Source organism: Pseudomonas sp. Pseusp21 (genome assembly GCF_059492145.1).
Window position 1 is genome coordinate 1,600,638 of the sequence record NZ_CP168520.1, and the last position, 19,202, is coordinate 1,619,839.

Genomic DNA, 19,202 nt, shown 5'->3' on the forward strand with positions numbered 1-19,202 from the left:
AACACCGAATGACCGCAATGCCATCGCCCCGCCCCGCCACGTTTGCGCTCAAGGCCCTGAACCTGAGCCTGGCCCTGGCCTTCAGCGCGCTGCTGCCGACCGCCGCCCACGCCGCCGACAGCGTCAGTGAAAGCGCCAGCCGCAGCGTCAACATCGGTCCCGGCCTGCTCAGCCATGTGCTGGCGCAATTTGCGGTCAGCGTCGGCGTGCCGCTGTCGTTCGATCCGGCGCAACTGGGCAATCGCCAGAGCCCCGGCCTGCAAGGCAGTTACACCGCACAGAGCGGTTTTGCCCGGTTGCTGGAAGGCAGCGGTTTCGAACTGATCAGCACCGGCCACAACGGTTACACCGTGGCGCCGAAAGTCGCGGCGGACGGCGCGCTGGAACTGGGCGCCACCAACGTCAGCGCCCTGCGCGACGACAGCGGTGATACCTACGGCGGCGAGCAGGTCGCGCGCCGCGCGCAGATCGGCATGCTCGGCAACCAGGAGGTCAACGACCTGCCCTTCAGCGTCACCAGTTACACCGCCAAGACCATGGCCGATCAGCAGGCCCAGACCGTTGGCGATGTGTTGCTCAACGACGCCTCGGTGCGCCAGTCCAATGGCTTCGGCAACTTCTCGCAGATGTTCATGATCCGCGGCCTGCCGCTGGCCTCCGATGACATTTCCTATAACGGCCTCTATGGCGTGCTGCCCCGGCAGATCATTGCCGTCGAAGCGCTGGACCGGGTCGAACTGTTCAAGGGCCCGAATGCATTCGTCAACGGCGTGACCCCGAGCGGCAGCGGCATCGGTGGCGGGATCAACCTGCAACCCAAACGCGCGATGGACACGCCGACCCGCAGTGTCACCCTCGATTACAGCGCCGACGGTCGGGTCGGCGGCCATCTGGATCTGGGCCAGCGCTTTGGCGAGGACAACCGCTTCGGCGCGCGGGTCAACCTGATGCAGCGCGAAGGCGACACCGCCGTCGATGACGAAGACCAGCGCTCGTCGCTGTTCAGCGTCGGCCTGGACTATCGCGGCGATCGCCTGCGGGTCTCGACCGATTTTGGCTATCAGAAGCAGGTCATCAACCAGGGCCGCTCGGTGGTCTATGTCGATTCGAGCCTGACAAAAGCCCCCAAGGTGCCGCACGCCAACGCCAGCTATGCCCAGAGCTGGAGCTATTCGCAACTCGAAGACACCTTCGGCATGGCCCGCGCCGAGTACGACCTGAACGACAACTGGACGGCCTACGTGTCCGGCGGCGCCAAGCACACCCGCGAGAACGGGGTTTACTCGTCGCTGACCGTTACCGACCTCAACGGCAACGCCCGTGGCGGCATGCTCTATTCACCCCACGACGAAGACAACCAGAGTGCCATGGCCGGGCTCAACGGCCGTTTCGACACCGGCCCCGTCACGCACCAGTTGAACCTCGGCTGGGCGGGCATCTGGGGCGAGCAGCGCTCGGCGTTCGAAACCATCGGCACCGCCGGGCGCTACAGCACCAACCTGTACAACGTCACCGACAAGCCGCGCCCGGCGCCAACCTCGTTCGCCAGCGACATCAACGACCCGCGCATCACCGGCAAGAACACCCTGCGCAGCGAGGCGATTTCCGACACCCTCGGCTTCGTTGATGACCGCATCCTGCTGACCCTCGGCGTGCGTCGCCAGGCGCTGAAAGTCGACGGCTGGAGCACCGCCACCGGCGCCCGCACCTCGAGTTATGAAGAGTCGATCACCACCCCGGTCTACGGCCTGGTGATCAAGCCGTGGGAGCATGTGTCGTTCTACGCCAACCGCATCGAAGGCCTGGCCAAGGGCCCGACGCCGCCGACCACCGCGATCAACCGCGACGAAACCTTCGCCCCGGTGCGCAGCAAGCAGATCGAAGCCGGCGTGCGCCTGGACATGGGCAGCTACGGCGCCAACCTCGGCGTCTATCGCATCGAGCAACCGTCGAGCTATACCCAGGACGGAATCTTCCGGGTCGATGGCCAGCAGACCAACAAAGGCGTGGAACTCAACGTCTATGGCGAACCGCTCGACGGCCTGCGCCTGCTCAGCGGCGCAACCGTGATGAAGACTGAACTGGAAGGCAGCAGCAACGGCGTGAATGACGGCAACCGCGCCGTCGGGGTGCCGCGCTTCCAGTTCAACCTCGGCGCCGACTGGGACATTCCGGGCCTCGAAGGTGCCGCCCTCAGCGCGCGGATGTTGCGCACCGGCGGCCAGTACCTCAACGCGGCCAACACCCAGAGCATTCCGGCGTGGAACCGCTTCGACCTCGGCTCGCGTTATGCCTTCAAACTGGATGAAAAGCAGATCACCCTGCGGGCCAATCTGGAGAACGTCGCCAACGAAGCTTACTGGGCCTCGGCCAACGGCGGTTACCTGACCCAGGGCACGCCGCGTACGCTGAAGGTTTCGGCGACCGTGGACTTTTGACCGCTCGTCATCCGGCCGGCACCAAGGGTTCGGCGCGTCTGACCAATATCAGGTAAACCCCTTTCCGGAGACAGACCATGATCACGCGCAAACTCACCTCGCTGTTGTTGATCGGCCTGCTGGCCACAGGCTCAGCCGCGACATTCGCCGCCAACGACGGCGCCGATGCCACGGGCACCAAATCCGGCTCGACCAGTGGTTCACAAATGCCGCCCGACAACACGCCGGGCTCGCCGTCCGGCGGCAGCGGCGCGGGTGGCGGCACCGGCACCAACGGCGGCGCCAGCGGTTCAGGCTCGGGAGCAGGAGGTGGCACCGGTTCGGCCGGTGGCGGCACGGGCGGTGCCGGCGGTGGCACCGGCGGCTGAACGAACAAGAGCAGGCCGTGGTAAACGCCATGGCCTGTGTCTGAACCCTATCGTTTTTTGTCAGCGATCCGAACGTAGCAATTCGCCGAAACCGACGTCCATCGACAACACGGCCGCACGATTGCGTCCGGCGTTTTTGGCCTGATACAGCGCCGCATCGGCGCGCTGGATGAACAGCTCCGGGCTGTCGTTGCCCAGCGGAATAAACGAATAGCAGCCCAGGCTCACCGTCAGATAACCGGTGGGCGAGCCGCTGTGGGTGATGTGTTTGTCCATGACGCTGCGGCGGATCTGCCCGGCAATCGCCAGCGCGCCGTTGATGTCGGTGTCCGGCAGCAACACCGCGAACTCTTCCCCGCCATAGCGCACCGCCAGATCGGACTTGCGCTGGCAGCAGTTCTTCACCACCTGCGCGACCTGGGTCAGGCAATGGTCGCCGGCCACGTGGCCGTAGGCATCGTTGTAGCTTTTGAAGAAATCGATATCGAGCATGATCAGGCTCACCGGGCTCGACTGCCGCGCGCCCCGGGCAAACTCCACCTCCAGCGAGCGCTCGAACAGACGCCGGTTGGCCAGCCCGGTCAGACTGTCGTGGGTGGCGATCTGCTCCAGCGTCCGCTGGGCCTTGCGCAGGTTTTTCTCGATCCGCTCGCCATCGCGCACCTGATGAATGAACACCCAGCCAAACAGCCCCACGCCGAGCATCACCAGCGCCACGATGACGCTGGACTGGAACGCCCGGTCATACCAGCCCTGGAGGATCGTGTCCCGGGACGAAGACGCCGCGACCACCAACGGGTAGCTTTCCAGCTGCCGGTAACCGTAAAGACGGGTGACACCGTCGACCACCGAATCGATCATCGCGGTGCCGGCGGCTGCATTGGGCAGCAACTTCTGGTAGATCTCGCCCTTGGCCAGCGAGGTGCCGATCAGGCTCTCGTCGAACGGCCGCCGGGCGAGCAAGGTGCCGTCGGTCAGGCCGAGGAACATGGTGCCGTTGTCGTCCAGGCTGAAGCTTTTGAAGAACCGGTCGAAGTAGGACATCTTGATCCCGGCCAGCAGCACGCCCTGAAAATTGCCGGCGTGGTCGTTGACCCGTTTCGAGATCGGGATGATCCACTCGCCGTTCTCGCGGCTGCGGATCGCCGGGCCGATATGCGCCACAGCCGAGACGTTCTGCTGGTGAAACTTGAAGTACTCGCGATCGGCCACGCCATTGCCGCGTGGCAGATCCGCGAACGAGGTAATCACCCACTGCCCTTCGCGGTCGAACAGGAACATGCCGTGCAACTGCTCCAGTTGCTGCACCCGCCGCGCGAGGGTTTTCTGCAAACGCGGCTTCTGCTCCGCGCCATAACCATCGTCCTGAACCCAGTCGACCAGGCTGGTCAGCACCAGATCCGCTGCCAGAAAAGTGTCTTCAGCCTGCTGCGCCATGGCCCGGGTCAGGTTGGCCGACGACACCTGTGCGTTGGCCAGATCCTGGCGCCGCGACTGTTCGATCTGCAAATACAACAGACCGGACAGGCTCAGACACACAGCCACGATGAACAACACCGCCGCCTTGCGCAGGGGCAAACGCTTGAGGGTGCCGCCGGGGGCCTGGTGCGGATCGTGAATGGGGATAGGCAAAAGCGTGTCCTGGGCAGGTACGACAGGGGCAAAAGCCCGAAACCCTTGTTTTCGTGAGCGTAGCCCACCGGGTTGTGTGGGGCAACCAAGTGCCCCCGAGACAATCCCGACCCTGTTGCTATCGGCGCGCAGCGCAATTGGATGACCTGCGACGCGAATTATTTTTGCCTGTCCGTTTTCCTCGCTTTTACCCCCGCCTCGACAACCGCCGCATTGCACTGTGCAGATGCGCCCGCGCACTTTCCGGATCGCCCTCGCGCATCTGCTCGTAAGCCCGTTGCGCAACCGCGTGCGGCACCGGTTTCAAGACCCGTTGCGTGGCCATCGCCAGCAGTTGCACCTGCGCGGCACGCTCCAGGTAATACAGATCGTCCCAGGCTTCGGCGATGGTCGGCGCCCCAACGATCACCCCATGATTCTTCAGAAACAGAATGTCGGCCTCGCCCATGACCCCGGCAATCCGGTCGCCTTCACGCTCATCCAGCGCCAGCCCGTTGTAATGCTCGTCCACCGCCGTGCGCCCGTAGAACTTCAGCGCGGTCTGGCTCAGCCACAACAGTGGCGGCCCCTCCAGCAGGCACAACGCCGTCGCGTTCGGCATGTGCGTATGGAATGCGACCTTCACCCGTGGCAATCGCTGATGCAGGCGCGCATGAATATAGAAAGCAGTGGCCTCCGGTTGGCCCTCGCCGTCCACCACGTTGCCGGCGAAGTCGCAGATCAGCAGGTTGTGCGCGGTCACTTCGGAAAACGCATGGCCGTACGGATTGACCAGAAACAGGTCAGCGTGTCCCGGCAACATCGCCGAAAAGTGATTGCAGATCCCCTCCTCCAGCCCGTGCAGCGCCGCCAGTTGAAAGCACGCCGCCAGTTCTTTGCGAGCGGTGATGATGGCTTCGCTGTCGAGGTTCAACGAGGCGTAACGCGCGGGTCGGGCGCTGCCGGTCAGGGTATGGGCCATGGCGAAACTCCTTTACGACCAGCCAAGGGACGAGAACAGCGGCAGCACTTCGTCCAGCGTGTTGAGGATCGCGTCGGGCCGATAGTCCGGCAGCAACTGACGACCGGTGCCCCGGTCGATCCAGACGCAACGAAAATGCATGTCGCGGGCCGCCGTGTGGTCGAGCATCGGGCTGGCGCAGATGTGCACCACCTGATCGCGGCTGACGCCCAATTGCTCATGAGCGTAGTCGAACAGCCGCGGCGCCGGTTTGTAGGCACCGGCCTGTTGCGCGGTGATCACCCGGTCGATATGGCCGCCGAGTTGAGCGACGTTGCCGGCGATGATGTCGTCATCGGTGTTGGAGACGATGCACAGCTTGAAACCCTTGGCCTTGAGCTGCGCGAGGGTCTCGACGACTTCAGGAAACGGCGGCATCTGCGGGATCGCGGCGGCCAGGCGCTGGCTGTCCTGGCTGGCACTCGCCAGCCCCAGCTCCTCCAGGGCCAGTTGCAGGCCGAGGGTGCTCAGCTCGCGAAACGAGCGGTGCGGCGGCGTCTGTTCCAGGCGATGTTCGTGGCGGTCGTAGACCTCGATCAGGCGCCCGGCATCGACCCGGTGTTCGCCCTTCTCGCTCAGGATCCGCTCAGCCACGGCGCGCAGGCCTTCGTCCCATTGAATCAAGGTGCCGTAGCAATCGAATGTCAGCCATTGCGGGCGCGGTGTGTTGATCAAGGTCATGGGGAATTCCTCTGCAAGTGAGGGCTTCAGCTTATGAACTCGGGGTGATAGTGTGAAATTAAATAAATAGCCGACTGTCAGTTGCCAAACAAATATCGAGGCCGCCGCCATGCTGGATCTGGAACTGCTGAAAACCTTCGTCTGCGTGGTCGATGAAGGCAGCTTCACCCGCGCCGCCGAACGCGTCCACCGCACCCAGTCCACGGTCAGCCAACAGGTGCGCAAACTGGAAGACCTGCTCGGTCACGCCCTGCTGTTGCGCGACCGCACCGGGTTGAACGTCAGCGTCACCGAGCACGGCGAACTGCTGATCCACTACGCCCGTCGATTACTGGCCTTGTCGGCCGAGGCCAGCGAAGCCCTGGCCAGCGATCTGGATCTGGAAATCCTGCGCATCGGCATGCCGGAAGACTTCGACGCCCGACGCATGGCGCTGATCCTCGCCGGCTTCACCCGCAGCCACCCGCAAGCGCGACTGGAAACCGTCAGCGGCATGAGCCTCGACCTGCGCCAACGCCTCGACAGCGGCGAAATCGACATCGCCCTGATCAAACGCGAACCCGACAGCGGCACGGCCTGGGCGACCTGGCCGGAACGACTGGTTTGGGTCAAGGGTGCTGAGTTCGACTCATCCAGTGCCGTGTTACCGCTGGCGCTGTTTCCCCAGGGCTGCCTGTACCGACAACGGGCGATCCGCCTGCTCGACGTGGCGCAACGCCCATGGCGTGTGGCCTTCGGCAGCCACAGCCTGACCGGCATTCAGGCGGCGGTCGCCTCCGGGCTCGGGGTTTCGGTGCTGCCGGCGTCGGCGGTGTTGCCGGAGCATCGGGTGTGCACGGACTTGCCGCCGCTGCCACCGACGGAACTGGCGCTGGTCAGTCGCGAGGGGGTGTTGAGTGGATTGCAGCGGGGTTTGGTGGAGTTTCTGCGGGGGGAATTGGGGGTGGATGCGGGGGGATTTGCTTGATCCCCCCAAATGGCGCTGAGCTCAGGGCTTGTTGACTTCGCGCAGCAGGTCTGCGACCGGGAGGTTCATGGTGTTTGAGTAGTAGGGTTTGTAGCCGTAAGCGGTGACGACGACTTTGCAGGGGATTTGTTGTTTGCCAGAGAGGAGTTGGTTCAGTTCGGCCGCTGACAGATTTCTGTCCGTACTTCTATCGCTAGAGGTTTCGATCAAAAACGCGCTGGTCAGATAGGAAAATCCCGTTTTGTTCGCCTGCCCCTTGTCCGAGGTAATCAAACCGAGGGCAGAAAACTGCATTGATTTATCAACCGCAAAGTCTTCGTCGTCTCCCAAGGCGCACTCAAGAGTACCCGACGCCATTCCTTTACGTTCACCTCGGTCAAAAAGATCCAGAACATCCACGTCCGATTGATACCGAACGTCGTAGAGCGTTCGTTCTCTTGCGACAGACACGAAGCTCAAATTTGCCGGAGGTTTTACATGATCCTTTGCACACCCGGAGCAGATGACCATAAATATGCATAGAAGAAATTTGTACCTCACGAGAAATCTCCATGATCGATTCAAGCAGCAAGTCGCTGGCCGATTTACTGCCTACTTCTCTGGTGGAAAATCGCCCTGACCCAAGTATGTTCCCTTTTAGCAATGAGCTCAGAACTTGTTACCTTCGCGCAGCAGGTCTGCGACCGGGAGGTTCATGGTGTTTGAGTAGTAGGGTTTGTAGCCCCAGGCGGTAATGACGACTTTGCAGGGGACCTGGAGCTTTCCGGACAACAGGCCATTCAACTCCTGAATTGAAAGAAATTCCTGAGTTGAACCGTTATTTACGGTTTGCCTTAAAGTTGCACTCGTCACGTAGTTGTATTTCCCGCCGGCTTTGTTCGTCTCATCTACATCAATCAGTCCGTACGCCGAATATCTGAATCGGTTAGTGATAGAAAAGTCCTGATCGTCACCCAGTGCACACTCCAACATTGTCGAAGCGGCGCCTTCCCTCATTCCTCTCCCAAACAGATCCAAAAGGTTTACATCAGAGGCGTAGTAAATTTCGTAATACAGGCTGCTGGGTTTTCTCTCTATAGTCAGAAAATTGAGATTTGCAGGCTGGACCGTATGGTTTTTAGCGCAAGCTGAACACAAGATGGTCAATAGAAGAAGCAATAAGGTTTTCTTACCGCTGGTGCCATGTCCCGGCAATGGGCAGGCGGTCGGGTCGGTCACTCGGGCAGCGGGTTTTCCGCTCATGAAAAGCTCCTTGCGGTGTCGCGTCATCATCCATTGGCGCGAAAGCATGAACAAAGTCGCGGCGTTGTTCAAACCCGCATGCAAAAAAACAGGCGCCTGAAGAGGCGCCTGTTTTCCATGGACGGTAACTGCTCCGGTCAACGCGACGGCGGCACTCGAATGTCCCCCGCCCGGCACTGGGTTTTCACGCCCTTGCCGCAGGCGCCGAATTGCAGGTCCTTGCCCATGCACACGCGCACTTCCGAGAGTTCCGGGCCGTTGCAGATGACGGCGATGCCGTCTGACGGGATGCCCGGATTGCTCTTGCGGAACAGATCGGCAATTTCCTGCGCTTCGAAGTAATAAGAGCTACTGAACGGTTGCAGCTCTTCCGGGATTTTCACCGCGGCCACGGCTTTATCCGATTCGTCCAGATAGCCCATCGCGCCGAGGCCGCTGCAGGTGCCGTGTTTGCTCCATTCGTGATCGAGCAGTTTTTTGGTCGGGAACAGCGTCAGGCCTTTGGCCGTTTCGGCGGCCGACAGGTTGGTCAGCGGTGGGCAGGATTGCGGCCAGCCGCCCTTGGCGTATTGCGGCCACAGGCCATGCAGGACAAAACCGTAACCCTTGCCGGTGCATTGCGGGTCATCCTTGTGGGTCAGGCAAAAGGTCGGCGACCAGGACAACGCCAGGAGGTAGTAATCGAATACCCCCGCCACCGATTCCGCCTTGCTGGCAGACGACTGGCGCGCCGAACTCAGGCCGATGCTACCGACCGTCAGCGCAATCAGCGCCATAATTGTAAAAAGCTTTTTCATGTTCCCGTTCCTTGGGACGCGTGCGTCCGTGGTTTCTGTGGTCTGACCATCACTTGGCCAGACGCTGATTGAGTCATGCCCGTGTTGCAGGCGCATGACGCAGGGCAAAACCTGCATTACTTTGAAAGGACTACGATGAAGTTGAAATCACCACAGGGAACCGACATGAGTAAAGCAGACGAACTCGCCGCGAAACTCAAACAAACCCGGCACACCCATGCTGACGAAATCACCTGCGCTGAACTGGAGATCGATTGCTGGCCGGCTCAGGTCTACGCCTTGTATCACCGAATCGAAGGCTGGTTGCAACCGGTCACCGAGGTAGGCCTGAAGATTCGGCGCAATCCTACGCATGTTTGCGAATCTTCTTCGGATGGCGAGACCCACGACTACGCCATCGACCAGTTGATCATCGAAGCCAACCACCACAGCCTGACGTTCGACCCCATCGCCCGCTTCACCGAAGACGGCGCAGGGCGAGTGCAAATCGTCCTGCCGGGGCGCGAAGCATCGCTGCTGCGCACGGTCGATGAGCACGGTGAAAGCCATTGGTGGTTGCAGACGCTCGAAACCGGGCAACAGCTGGATGCGATTGCGTTGACGGAAAACAACCTGCTGCTGGTGGTCCAGGAAGGTCTCGGTTTGTAGGTTGAACCTGACACAACTGTAATCCGCCCCTCAGCCTGCTGAAAGCTGCCGCTGGTTAGCCTCCCCGTCATTGGTCAAACGGGGACTTCCAGCGCATGCCTTCCACCACCTCAAGACGCACCTTCGTCAAAGGCCTCGCCGCCGGCGGTCTGCTCGGCGGCCTCGGCCTGTGGCGCACGCCGGTCTGGGCCTTGAACAGCCCTGGCCAGGTGAACGAGTTAAGCGGCACCGACTTCGAGCTGTTCATCGGCGAAACCCCGGTCAACTTCACCGGCCAGCCCCGCACCGCCCTGACCATCAACGGCAGCCTGCCCGGCCCGCTGCTGCGCTGGCGTGAAGGCGACACGGTGACGCTGCGGGTGCGCAACCGGCTCAAGGACAGTACGTCGATCCACTGGCACGGCATTCTGCTGCCGGCCAACATGGACGGCGTGCCGGGCCTGAGTTTCAAGGGCATTGAGCCGGGTGGCGTGTACGTCTACCAGTTCAAGGTTCGCCAGCACGGCACCTACTGGTATCACAGCCATTCCGGCTTGCAGGAGCAGGCCGGCGTTTACGGGCCGCTGGTGATCGACGCCCGGGAACCGGAGCCGTTCCAGTACGACCGCGAGTACGTGGTGATGCTCAGCGACTGGTCCGACGAAGACCCGGCCAGCCTGATGAAGACCCTGAAAAAGCAGTCCGACTACTACAACTTCCACAAGCGCACCGTCGCTGATTTCATCCACGACGTCGGCGAAAAAGGCTGGGGCGCCACCGTCGCCGATCGCACGATGTGGGCGCAGATGAAGATGAATCCCACCGACATCGCCGACGTCAGCGGCGCCACGTACACCTTCCTGATGAACGGCCACGCCCCGGATAACAACTGGACCGGCCTGTTCCGCCCCGGTGAAAAACTGCGGCTGCGGCTGATCAACGGCTCCGCCATGACCTACTTCGACGTGCGCATCCCCGGATTGAAAATGACCGTGGTCGCCGCCGACGGCCTGCACGTCAAACCGGTCAGCGTCGACGAGTTGCGTATCGCCGTGGCGGAAACCTATGACGTGATCGTCGAGCCCGCCGCCGACGCCCACACCCTGTTCGCCCAGGCCATGGACCGCACCGGTTACGCCCGAGGCACCCTCGCCACCCGGGCCGGTTTGTCGGCCCCGGTGCCGACGCTGGACCCGCGACCGCTGGTGACCATGGACGACATGGGCATGGGCGGCATGGATCATGGCTCGATGGACATGAGCGGCATGGATCACTCGAGCATGAACATGGGCCCGATGCAGTCGCACCCCGACAGCGAAAAGGACAACCCGTTGGTGGACATGCAAGCCATGACCACCGCCGCGAAACTCGACGACCCCGGCCTCGGCTTGCGCAACAACGGTCGCCGCGTGCTGACCTACGCCGACCTGCACAGCACGTTCGAAGACCCGGACGGCCGCGACCCGAGCCGCACCATCGAGCTGCACCTCACCGGCCACATGGAGAAATTCGCCTGGTCGTTCAACGGCATCAAGTTCTCCGATGCCGAGCCGCTGCTGTTGAAGTACGGCGAGCGGATTCGCCTGGTGCTGGTCAACGACACGATGATGACCCACCCCATCCACCTGCATGGCATGTGGAGCGATCTGGAAGACGAAAACGGCGACTTCCAGGTACGCAAACACACCATCGACATGCCGCCCGGCACCCGCCGCAGCTACCGCGTGACGGCTGATGCGCTCGGCCGTTGGGCCTATCACTGCCATCTCCTGTACCACATGGAAATGGGCATGTTCCGCGAAGTGCGGGTGGAAGAATGAGGACGCCGACCATGACTCGATTTGCCGCGTTTTCGTTGTCGCTCCTGTCGATGGCTCCGGCCTTCGCCGCCAGCGACATGCAGGGCATGGATCACAGCCGGATGGCTGATATGCAAGGCATGGATCACAGTCAAATGACCGGCATGCAAAGCATGGACGACGGCATGATGCAGCCCGCCGCGCCGACCGAAAGCCGCACGCCGATCCCGGCGCTGACGGACGCCGACCGCGCTGCAGTGTTCACCAGCCACGCCGGTCATCAGGTCCACGACAGCGCCATCAACACGTACTTCCTCGCCGACAAACTCGAATGGCAGGACGCCGACGACGCCAGCACGCTGGCCTGGGATTTGTCCGGCTGGATCGGCGGCGACATCGATCGGCTGTGGCTGCGCTCCGAGGGCGAACGCAGCAACGGCAAGACCGAAGACGCGGAAATCCAGGCGCTGTGGGGTCACGCGGTTTCGCCATGGTGGGACGTGGTCAGCGGCGTGCGTCAGGACTTCAAACCCGGCGCCCCGCAAACCTGGGCCGCGTTCGGCCTGCAGGGCATGGCGCTGTACAACTTCGAAGCCGAAGTCACGGCCTTCATCGGCGAAAACGGCCAGAGCGCGCTGCGGCTGGAGGGCGACTACGACATCCTGCTGACCAATCGCCTGATCCTGCAGCCCACCGCCGAACTCAACGTCTACGGCAAAAACGACCCGCAACGTGGGATCGGCTCGGGCCTCGCGAACACCGAAGTCGGGCTGCGCCTGCGCTATGAGATCCGCCGCGAATTTGCGCCCTACATCGGCGTGACCTGGAACCGCACCTACGGCCACACCGCCGATTACGCGCGGGAAGAAGGCGAGGATCGCAGCGAAGCGCGACTCGTCCTCGGCGTACGGCTGTGGTTCTGAATCCCTTCAAAAAACAACACCGAGGTCTTGCATGCGCACATTGAAAATCTCCCTCGTCCTCGCCAGCGGTTTGCTCTTCAGCACCCTGGCCCAGGCCCATCCGAAACTGCTGTCGTCGACCCCGGCCGAAGGTGCCGACGGCGCGGCGCCCGGCAAAATCGAACTGCGCTTTTCGGAGGATCTGCTGACCCAGTTCTCCGGCGCCAAACTGGTGATGACCGAAATGCCCGGCATGGCCCACTCGCCCATGCCGGTGAAGGCCAAAGTCAGCGCCGGCAGCGACCCGAAAACCATGCTCGTCACCCCGCTCGCACCTCTGCCGGCCGGCACCTACAAGGTCGAATGGCGCGCGGTGTCATCGGACACGCACCCGATCACCGGCAACGTCACATTCAAAGTGAAATGAGTGATGGCTGAACTGATCAACATCCTCCTGCGTCTGGCGTTGTATGTGGATTTGCTGCTGTTGTTCGGGCTGGCGTTGTTCGGGCTGTACAGCGTTGACGCGGTGCTGCGGTTTCGGCCGATGCTGCGCGGGATGGCGTTGATCGGGGCATTGCTGTCAGTGGCGGGACTGGTGCTGATGACCCGCGCCATGAGTGGCGAAACGGAGTTCGCGGCACTGTGGCCGCATCTGCAAATGATGGTGCTGGAAACCAACGTAGGGCTGGCGTGGACGCTGCGGATGATTGCGCTGATCGCCGTGATGATCGGGCCGGGATTGTGGCTGGCATCGATGGCCGGCGCCGTCGCCCTCGCCTCCCTGACCTGGAGCGGACACGGCGCGATGGATAACGCGTGGCATCTGCTCAGCGACATCCTGCACTTGCTCGCGGCGGGTGCGTGGCTGGGCGCGATGCTCGCGTTAATCTTGATGGCGCGGCTCGACGCACTGTGCAGCGAGGCGCGCATTCGATCGCTGGCGGATTCCGTCAAACGCTTCGAAGGCGTCGGCGCGGCAATTGTGCTCATCCTATCGATCACCGGCGTGGCGAATTACCTGTTCATCGTCGGCCCGACACTGGGCGAAATCCTGCTCGGCACCTACGGCATTCTGCTGGCGATCAAGGTTGTATTGTTCGGGGGCATGCTGGTACTGGCCGCGTTGAACCGCTTCCACCTCGGGCCGTTGCTCGAACAATCGTTGCGCGCGGGGCAGCATCAAGTGGCGGCAAACGCCTTGCGCCGTAGCGTGGCATCGGAGCTGGTGATTGCGCTGTTGATCGTGGGACTGGTGGCGTGGCTGGGCACGTTGAGCCCGGAACCGGGGTGACACCCGGCAAACCCATTCACTACACTGGCCCGCACCTCCACTGCACAAGCCCGATCACAATGACAATTCCAAAAAGCACGATGATCTTCTGCGGCCTGCTGGCCATGACCGGCGCCGCCCAGGCACAAGAACCGGCCTCGCACCTCGACACCATTCAGCAACAGGGCCAGTTGCGCGTCTGCACCACCGGCGACTACAAGCCCTACACCTTCAAACGCCCGGACGGCGGATTCGAAGGCATCGACATCGCCATGGCGCAAACCCTGGCCGACAGCCTCGGCGTCAAGGTCGAATGGGTACAGACCACCTGGAAAACCCTGATGCCGGACATGCAGGCCGGCAAATGCGACATCGGCGTCGGCGGCATTTCGGTGACCCTCGAACGCCAGAAAAAAGCGTTCTTCAGCAACACCCTCGACGTCGACGGCAAGATCCCGCTGGTGCGCTGCGCCGACCAGTCCAAATACCAGACCATCGACCAGATCAACCAGCCCAACGTGCGCCTGGTCGAACCCGCCGGCGGCACCAACGAAGCCTTCGTCCACGCCTTCCTGCCCAAGGCGCAACTGGCGTTGCACGACAACGTGACCATCTTCGAACAACTGCTCGACAACAAGGCCGACGTGATGATCACCGACGCCTCCGAAGCCCTCTACCAGCAGAAACTCAAACCCGGCCTGTGCGCCGTCAACCCGAGCCAGTTCATGCAATACGGCGAAAAAGCCTACCTGCTGCCGCGCGACGACATCAGCTGGAAACTCTACGTCGACCAGTGGCTGCACCTGAGCAAAGTCACCGGCAAATACCAGAAAGTCCTGAGCGAATGGATCGCCGTACCCGCGGCCCAGTAACCCTCAATCGTCATGCATCAGGCCGGAGCTGTACTGGTTGAAACTGTTACCGATATTGCTCCCGCCGAACTTCAACGTATTCACGTTCCGCGCCTCCGGCGACTGACAGTCGCTGGAGAAACAACTGGTGGTGGTCAAGCCACCGGCGCCGGAACAGGCGCTTAGAAACGAGATGGTTGCGACGAGCAAAAGCGCTTTGAGTGGATTGTTCATGGTGTGTGGCGCTCGGGTGGGGTCGGGATCTAGTGGATGGATCGTAGGCCTGTGCGGGTGGCGGGAAGATGAAACTTGCGGGGGTTTCAGCGTGGGTTCAGGTTGAACCCACGCCTGACGATCAACCCTCCACCGCAGAGGGTTGCCCGAACCTACTTCGGCTCGACGTTATCCAACGCCTGATTCACCGCCAAAGACCCCAACATCACCAACTGCGCAATGCCGATGGCGGTTTTGCGGTGGGCGGGTTCCAGGGTGGCGGCGAAGTTGTTGAGCATTTCGGAGGCTGAACCCAAGGATTCGCTGGCGTTGGCGAGCAGGGATTCGGTGTCGTAGGCCGGGTTGGCGAAGTACATCGGGTCATGTTGGGTGTGGCTGCCCATGATCCGTTGCTGTGGGGTGAGGTAGTGATCGAGGGCGCGTTCGGCGGCTTCGTTCAGGGTTCGTGAATCGGGGAATTTGTAGGGGGAGACTGGATCGGTTTCGGGTGGGTTGGGTGTTGGTTTGAACATGGAGTAACTCCCGACGGATAAGAGGTTAGGAGCCGCCACCTTCGCTACCAAACTAGGGTGGAGGCCATACGCAGGTTGGTAGACCGGCCGTCAGGAACCCCGGCGCATCCGAAGATGCCCTGCGCATGACCACCATAAAACGAAGGCACTGAAAGCCTCCGCAAGACAGTAGTCTTGTGCTTCTGACGGAATCCGGGCTACCAAACCCGATCACTGGTTTTCAGTGACCCAGGAACGATAGAACCCCCGTGCTAGAGGCACAAGCCGGCGGATTCTGTCTTAGGTGTAGGGGGTGGCGCAAGGTTGTGTAGGGTTTGGATGACTACGACAAGGCTCATTTAAACGATCGAGTTTTTTGTTTAAAACAATGCTACGAATTTGAGCTCGTCAAATCGCACCCATCCATCGCGCAGTGCCAACTGTAGCGCCGCCAATTCAAGTTTGCGCTGATCACATGGGATTAACTGTTGAAAACCATCAGGAGAAATAGGCACCCCAATATAAGGTTGAGTGCCAAGTCTCAAAAGGCAGCTTTAGGAGTTCACCTTTCTGATTTAGCAACGTATATAGACATTCATCGGACGAGAGCGAAAGCTGATCATAAAAAATATGGGCCGATGACGAAGGTGGGCGCAGAGAATAACATACCTGCACCCAACTCTAATTAACCGCGAGCAGCCAGCAGTTGAATCACCTTGGCATGCTCACCCCTCGCCCACTCTACATACGAGTCCACATCATATCTGGCGGACTTCATAAGTCTTACAGATGATGTCAGAGCCTCCTCAAATGCTTCGTCGCTTCTAAGATGCTGATCCACATCGAGAATATTAGATATCGATTCAATAACCGATATCCTGCATTTACTAACAGCGACGGCAGCATCCTCGCTTTGCTGGTTAACACCACCCGCAGCCAGTCCAAAAACGTCAACAGCCTTAGTTGGTATCTTGGAGCACCAAAACCCGAACGATATCATGTCACATGTGGACTTCGGGTCTAGCTTAACATTATAGCCGAACAGCTTAAGCATTTTAGACTTATAGGCCGGAGCCTGAGATGCCAATGCGCTAAGAACCCACTTTCCAATTCCAGCACTTACCAAATTATTAAAAGAAACACTGTCAATTTTTGATGTATCAATCTTCTGATCAACGAGAACTTCCGCGCCAAAAATACTCAACTCTATACATTTATCATAAACAGCTCTATCTAAATCAAAAATACCTTCTAGAATTTTTACAAACTGCTTAAATGTATCAGCATGTACCATATCCTCATTGGTGCGAGTGGTAATAAAAAACAGCCAATCTTCAGTCCTATTGTCAGCTTGGTACCTCAGGAGCTCAAAAAGCGCTTCATAGTAGTTACTTTGAGATTCCATAGGTGGAGACTCCAAAAAGCTTCCACACAGATCAATATTTATTACGTCATAAGTTGGCGCTTGCTTAATAACACTTTGGTACGCAATCGAACTCTTATTTGACAATCTTTCGAGCTTATCTTGATGAACACCAGAAGAGGGATCGACAAATTCGAGTCCACGCAGCTCATCAAGAGATATAAGCTGATCCATTGTCGACTCTTTATCCTCAACCGGAATTGCATTCAGACCGGTGAATCTAATACGCACAGCCTTTTCCGCGCAAGTCGAATACAAAGCTCTTACATCGAGTAAATCAGGGCCAGGCAGACTCAGATATTCCAATGAACGAGCTTTTGACTTCAAATCAAGCGAGTCTATCAGGCTAGCGATTACCTTATTCCATTGATTACTACGAATAAATTGTTTGCGTGGTTTATGCCAAGGCAAAAACTTCTTTTTAAGAATCACCTTCGCATGGCTAACATCTTCGTAACCAAGCCCCGAATCCAACTCGTCACCGCGATCCATGCTTATCATTTCTTAACATCCAAAAGAAATATATTACCGATGGCACTGATTAGTTTTTCTACTTCAGTTGAAGTCAAACTTGAAAGGAGACCGTAAGACTCTAGGATATTGGCAACAGCAATAAGCTTATCTTCGTGAAGCGCCATTCGCGCCTTCTCGGTACTGGATACGGGCCGTGCACCCGAAAAAACAACGCCGCGATCAATATTAATGGTGCCGGGAGAGTCCAAGAGAGACGGCTGCTCACCCTTCGAAGACGAATAAAATTTTACCGACTTAGTTTCAGTAAAAACTTGAACTACGGAGTTGATATCCTCCTTGATTTTGTCAACCTTCTCTTTATTTTTTACTGCAGCGCTACCCTTACTTAACGACTTATTCTTGCTCATAAATTGACGAAGAGCGTTGTGCATCCACTTCTTCAAATATTGATAGTGTGGATGAGCAACGTTATATGACTCTCGATCGATATTTAGCGCAGGATCCAGCCCCTTAATAGCAAATACTTCACCGGTTAACTGCCGAAGTCGTGTCTGCTCGGAAATCTGATAGTCGAGAAAGCTTGCGTCAAATAGAGTACCCGTTGCCCCGTTGATTCTAATTAAACAGCCATTATGCTCCAACGGTACTACCTTGTGATTCCAGAGCATGTAATATTCAAATTCGAGTTCACCGCCTCGATAGCTTTCTGGAACGCTACTTAACGACGGGCTTGCGCCGCCGACAAACATTAGCTGTCCTTTCTTATTATCAACTTCTCCAGCAATAGAAATTGGTCTACGCAATTCAACATCATCAATAAAAACATCAAAAGGCAAGTCACTTTCGGTACGCTTCGCACACAACTTAAGCTTTGACTCAAGCGTTTCACCAGGCAATAAATCTACCTTAGTAGCAGAGCTTCCTCGCCCTCCATTGCTAATAAGATAGACATCAACATTATCAGACGCACTGACATCAAATGGATGCTTCTCGATATAACGCACTGGAACAGAGAGACTAATTGACCATATCATTCTTAAATAAGAATCTACGCATTCTTTGAGCTTAACGTTTCCGCGCTTAGCATCTACAGTCAACTCTGATACCTTAGAGACGAATTTCTTAAATTTTTCTAAAGGTTTATCTGTTGGCAACCAAGGCAATACTGCGGTGGTGATAAGCTTTTCACTGTCTGATGGATCTACTTCACCTATGTGAAAGTCGGGAACTCGAGGCAAGTCCTGTAAGTCTTCTTCAAGATCAAACTCAACTTCTTCAGGCTCTTCCTCTGCCTGCCGCTGATACTGAATAGCGTTCCAAGTTAGCTTGGACTGCAAGCTTTCTCTTACGAAGGGTCTTACCTTCAGCAACGTAATTTCAGTGCCAGAATAATCCAAATCTTCCGCAGGAACATAAGTAATTTCGGCCCGACCTGTAACATACGTATCCTCATCCACATCCGCAACCACTTCGGATTGAGGCCTAAGTATAATATCGCAGACCAAACGCTTATTTGCACCCTTAACTTTGGAAACTATCACAATATGGTGGGTGATTTGTGAAACGGAAAAAAGCCCGATACCCAATTTCCCGATTAGACGCCGACCATTTGGACTAAGATTTTTATCAGTCTCGCTTGTAACCTCATGGTCCTTACCATCATTGCTTCTTTTTAGACTACCACCAATATTACAAATAATATGCGCTAGAGTATTTTCATCTAAACCGTGCCCGTTATCACGAACCACTATTTGGGAAAACCGAGGCGCATCTGTAAAAACTCTTACCTCGGTTGCATCAGCGTCATAGGAGTTCGCGATTAATTCCCGTATCGCAGAAGCGGGTTCGCGATAAATCCCATCTGTAATGCGAGCAAACACACGCTCGTTAGTTTTCAGCGTCGCTACAACGGGCTCATCATAAAGTTTGGTTTTCGATAATTGCCTACGAAGAGAAATCTCCTCTTCGGAAAGTTTACTGTTCTCAGCTACGTCTTCCATAAC

The 19,202-nt window shown here is 58.4% G+C and carries 20 protein-coding genes; 10 read left to right on the forward strand and 10 right to left on the reverse strand.

Translation table 11 applies throughout. The annotated features are described in order from the left end of the window. Positions 1–8: 8 nt before the first annotated feature. Both ACEN93_RS07105 and ACEN93_RS07110 read left to right on the forward strand, forming a co-directional pair. Positions 9–2,438 (forward strand): TonB-dependent siderophore receptor, encoded by a 2,430-nt coding sequence (locus tag ACEN93_RS07105; RefSeq protein WP_495611238.1) that lies wholly within the window; start codon positions 9–11, stop codon positions 2,436–2,438. 77 nt (positions 2,439–2,515) lie between these two features. Then, complete coding sequence (locus ACEN93_RS07110; RefSeq protein ID WP_103387158.1) at positions 2,516–2,806, forward strand: hypothetical protein; 291 nt, start codon at positions 2,516–2,518, stop codon at positions 2,804–2,806. Between the two features lie 60 nt (positions 2,807–2,866). Here the strand turns inward: ACEN93_RS07110 and ACEN93_RS07115 are convergent, their stop codons facing one another. From ACEN93_RS07115 to ACEN93_RS07125, 3 genes are all read right to left on the reverse strand, one after another. Next, on the reverse strand, positions 2,867–4,438 hold the full coding sequence (locus tag ACEN93_RS07115) for a sensor domain-containing diguanylate cyclase (RefSeq protein ID WP_085667464.1): 1,572 nt from the start codon (positions 4,436–4,438) through the stop codon (positions 2,867–2,869). A gap of 187 nt (positions 4,439–4,625) precedes the next feature. Then, complete coding sequence (locus ACEN93_RS07120; RefSeq protein ID WP_495611239.1) at positions 4,626–5,399, reverse strand: aldolase; 774 nt, start codon at positions 5,397–5,399, stop codon at positions 4,626–4,628. A gap of 12 nt (positions 5,400–5,411) precedes the next feature. Then, on the reverse strand, positions 5,412–6,119 hold the full coding sequence (locus ACEN93_RS07125) for a haloacid dehalogenase type II (protein WP_103387155.1): 708 nt from the start codon (positions 6,117–6,119) through the stop codon (positions 5,412–5,414). A 109-nt stretch (positions 6,120–6,228) separates the two neighbouring features. Between ACEN93_RS07125 and ACEN93_RS07130 the strand changes: the two genes are divergently transcribed. Continuing rightward, entirely contained in the window at positions 6,229–7,086 is an 858-nt protein-coding gene (locus ACEN93_RS07130) for a LysR substrate-binding domain-containing protein (RefSeq protein ID WP_495611240.1), read from the forward strand. 21 nt (positions 7,087–7,107) lie between these two features. Here the strand turns inward: ACEN93_RS07130 and ACEN93_RS07135 are convergent, their stop codons facing one another. The 3 genes from ACEN93_RS07135 to ACEN93_RS07145 all read right to left on the reverse strand — a co-directional run bounded on the left by ACEN93_RS07135 (position 7,108) and on the right by ACEN93_RS07145 (position 9,125). Further along, the gene (locus tag ACEN93_RS07135; protein WP_239065520.1) at positions 7,108–7,485 is read right to left on the reverse strand and encodes a hypothetical protein; all 378 of its coding nucleotides are present in this window, start codon (positions 7,483–7,485) and stop codon (positions 7,108–7,110) included. Positions 7,486–7,734: 249 nt separating this feature from the next. Continuing rightward, positions 7,735–8,328, reverse strand: a complete 594-nt coding sequence (locus ACEN93_RS07140) for a PAAR domain-containing protein (protein WP_237233729.1) — start codon at positions 8,326–8,328, stop codon at positions 7,735–7,737. A 137-nt stretch (positions 8,329–8,465) separates the two neighbouring features. Beyond that, complete coding sequence (locus ACEN93_RS07145) at positions 8,466–9,125, reverse strand: ribonuclease T2 (RefSeq protein WP_039770300.1); 660 nt, start codon at positions 9,123–9,125, stop codon at positions 8,466–8,468. A 165-nt stretch (positions 9,126–9,290) separates the two neighbouring features. On the opposite strand from ACEN93_RS07145, the gene ACEN93_RS07150 reads away from it, so the two are divergent. The 6 genes from ACEN93_RS07150 (at position 9,291) to ACEN93_RS07175 (ending at position 14,598) form a co-directional block, all read left to right on the forward strand. Further along, complete coding sequence (locus ACEN93_RS07150) at positions 9,291–9,773, forward strand: hypothetical protein (RefSeq protein ID WP_064598036.1); 483 nt, start codon at positions 9,291–9,293, stop codon at positions 9,771–9,773. A 95-nt stretch (positions 9,774–9,868) separates the two neighbouring features. Then, complete coding sequence (locus tag ACEN93_RS07155) at positions 9,869–11,572, forward strand: copper resistance system multicopper oxidase (protein WP_495611241.1); 1,704 nt, start codon at positions 9,869–9,871, stop codon at positions 11,570–11,572. 11 nt (positions 11,573–11,583) lie between these two features. Then, positions 11,584–12,474 carry a copper resistance protein B gene (locus tag ACEN93_RS07160; protein WP_495611242.1) on the forward strand — a complete coding sequence of 297 codons (891 nt, stop codon included), beginning with the start codon at positions 11,584–11,586 and terminating at the stop codon, positions 12,472–12,474. Between the two features lie 31 nt (positions 12,475–12,505). Next, positions 12,506–12,880: a copper homeostasis periplasmic binding protein CopC gene (copC, locus tag ACEN93_RS07165; RefSeq protein ID WP_495611243.1), complete on the forward strand. Its 375-nt coding sequence runs from the start codon at positions 12,506–12,508 to the stop codon at positions 12,878–12,880. 3 nt (positions 12,881–12,883) lie between these two features. After that, positions 12,884–13,747 carry a copper homeostasis membrane protein CopD gene (gene copD / locus ACEN93_RS07170; RefSeq protein ID WP_495611244.1) on the forward strand — a complete coding sequence of 288 codons (864 nt, stop codon included), beginning with the start codon at positions 12,884–12,886 and terminating at the stop codon, positions 13,745–13,747. A 59-nt stretch (positions 13,748–13,806) separates the two neighbouring features. Then, positions 13,807–14,598, forward strand: coding sequence for a transporter substrate-binding domain-containing protein (locus ACEN93_RS07175; protein WP_178082885.1), 792 nt, complete (start codon positions 13,807–13,809; stop codon positions 14,596–14,598). Between the two features lie 3 nt (positions 14,599–14,601). Here ACEN93_RS07175 and ACEN93_RS07180 read toward each other — a convergent pair whose 3' ends face one another. Both ACEN93_RS07180 and ACEN93_RS07185 read right to left on the reverse strand, forming a co-directional pair. Further along, entirely contained in the window at positions 14,602–14,811 is a 210-nt protein-coding gene (locus ACEN93_RS07180; RefSeq protein ID WP_039770310.1) for a hypothetical protein, read from the reverse strand. Between the two features lie 152 nt (positions 14,812–14,963). Then, a complete protein-coding gene (locus ACEN93_RS07185) occupies positions 14,964–15,323 on the reverse strand; it encodes a DUF6124 family protein (RefSeq protein WP_007955862.1) in 360 nt (119 codons plus the stop codon). Positions 15,324–15,829: 506 nt separating this feature from the next. On the opposite strand from ACEN93_RS07185, the gene ACEN93_RS07190 reads away from it, so the two are divergent. Then, entirely contained in the window at positions 15,830–15,991 is a 162-nt protein-coding gene (locus ACEN93_RS07190; RefSeq protein WP_495611547.1) for a pyocin activator PrtN family protein, read from the forward strand. Here the strand turns inward: ACEN93_RS07190 and ACEN93_RS07195 are convergent. Then, complete coding sequence (locus ACEN93_RS07195; protein WP_495611245.1) at positions 15,988–17,217, reverse strand: PP_RS20740 family protein; 1,230 nt, start codon at positions 17,215–17,217, stop codon at positions 15,988–15,990. The two genes, ACEN93_RS07190 and ACEN93_RS07195, sit on opposite strands and share 4 nt — an antisense overlap. Positions 17,218–17,222: 5 nt before the next feature. Further along, positions 17,223–19,199 (reverse strand): ATP-binding protein, encoded by a 1,977-nt coding sequence (locus ACEN93_RS07200; protein WP_495611246.1) that lies wholly within the window; start codon positions 19,197–19,199, stop codon positions 17,223–17,225. Positions 19,200–19,202 lie beyond the last annotated feature (3 nt).

Coding starts and splice junctions, on each gene's coding strand:
- ACEN93_RS07105 (WP_495611238.1), top strand. CDS start 9: ATGACCGCAATGCCATCGCCCCGCCCCGCCACGTTTGCGCTCAAGGCC.
- ACEN93_RS07110 (WP_103387158.1), top strand. CDS start 2,516: ATGATCACGCGCAAACTCACCTCGCTGTTGTTGATCGGCCTGCTGGCC.
- ACEN93_RS07120 (WP_495611239.1), bottom strand. CDS start 5,399: ATGGCCCATACCCTGACCGGCAGCGCCCGACCCGCGCGTTACGCCTCG.
- ACEN93_RS07125 (WP_103387155.1), bottom strand. CDS start 6,119: ATGACCTTGATCAACACACCGCGCCCGCAATGGCTGACATTCGATTGC.
- ACEN93_RS07130 (WP_495611240.1), top strand. CDS start 6,229: ATGCTGGATCTGGAACTGCTGAAAACCTTCGTCTGCGTGGTCGATGAA.
- ACEN93_RS07140 (WP_237233729.1), bottom strand. CDS start 8,328: ATGAGCGGAAAACCCGCTGCCCGAGTGACCGACCCGACCGCCTGCCCA.
- ACEN93_RS07145 (WP_039770300.1), bottom strand. CDS start 9,125: ATGAAAAAGCTTTTTACAATTATGGCGCTGATTGCGCTGACGGTCGGT.
- ACEN93_RS07150 (WP_064598036.1), top strand. CDS start 9,291: ATGAGTAAAGCAGACGAACTCGCCGCGAAACTCAAACAAACCCGGCAC.
- ACEN93_RS07155 (WP_495611241.1), top strand. CDS start 9,869: ATGCCTTCCACCACCTCAAGACGCACCTTCGTCAAAGGCCTCGCCGCC.
- ACEN93_RS07160 (WP_495611242.1), top strand. CDS start 11,584: ATGACTCGATTTGCCGCGTTTTCGTTGTCGCTCCTGTCGATGGCTCCG.
- copC (WP_495611243.1), top strand. CDS start 12,506: ATGCGCACATTGAAAATCTCCCTCGTCCTCGCCAGCGGTTTGCTCTTC.
- copD (WP_495611244.1), top strand. CDS start 12,884: ATGGCTGAACTGATCAACATCCTCCTGCGTCTGGCGTTGTATGTGGAT.
- ACEN93_RS07175 (WP_178082885.1), top strand. CDS start 13,807: ATGACAATTCCAAAAAGCACGATGATCTTCTGCGGCCTGCTGGCCATG.
- ACEN93_RS07180 (WP_039770310.1), bottom strand. CDS start 14,811: ATGAACAATCCACTCAAAGCGCTTTTGCTCGTCGCAACCATCTCGTTT.
- ACEN93_RS07185 (WP_007955862.1), bottom strand. CDS start 15,323: ATGTTCAAACCAACACCCAACCCACCCGAAACCGATCCAGTCTCCCCC.
- ACEN93_RS07195 (WP_495611245.1), bottom strand. CDS start 17,217: ATGGATCGCGGTGACGAGTTGGATTCGGGGCTTGGTTACGAAGATGTT.
- ACEN93_RS07200 (WP_495611246.1), bottom strand. CDS start 19,199: ATGGAAGACGTAGCTGAGAACAGTAAACTTTCCGAAGAGGAGATTTCT.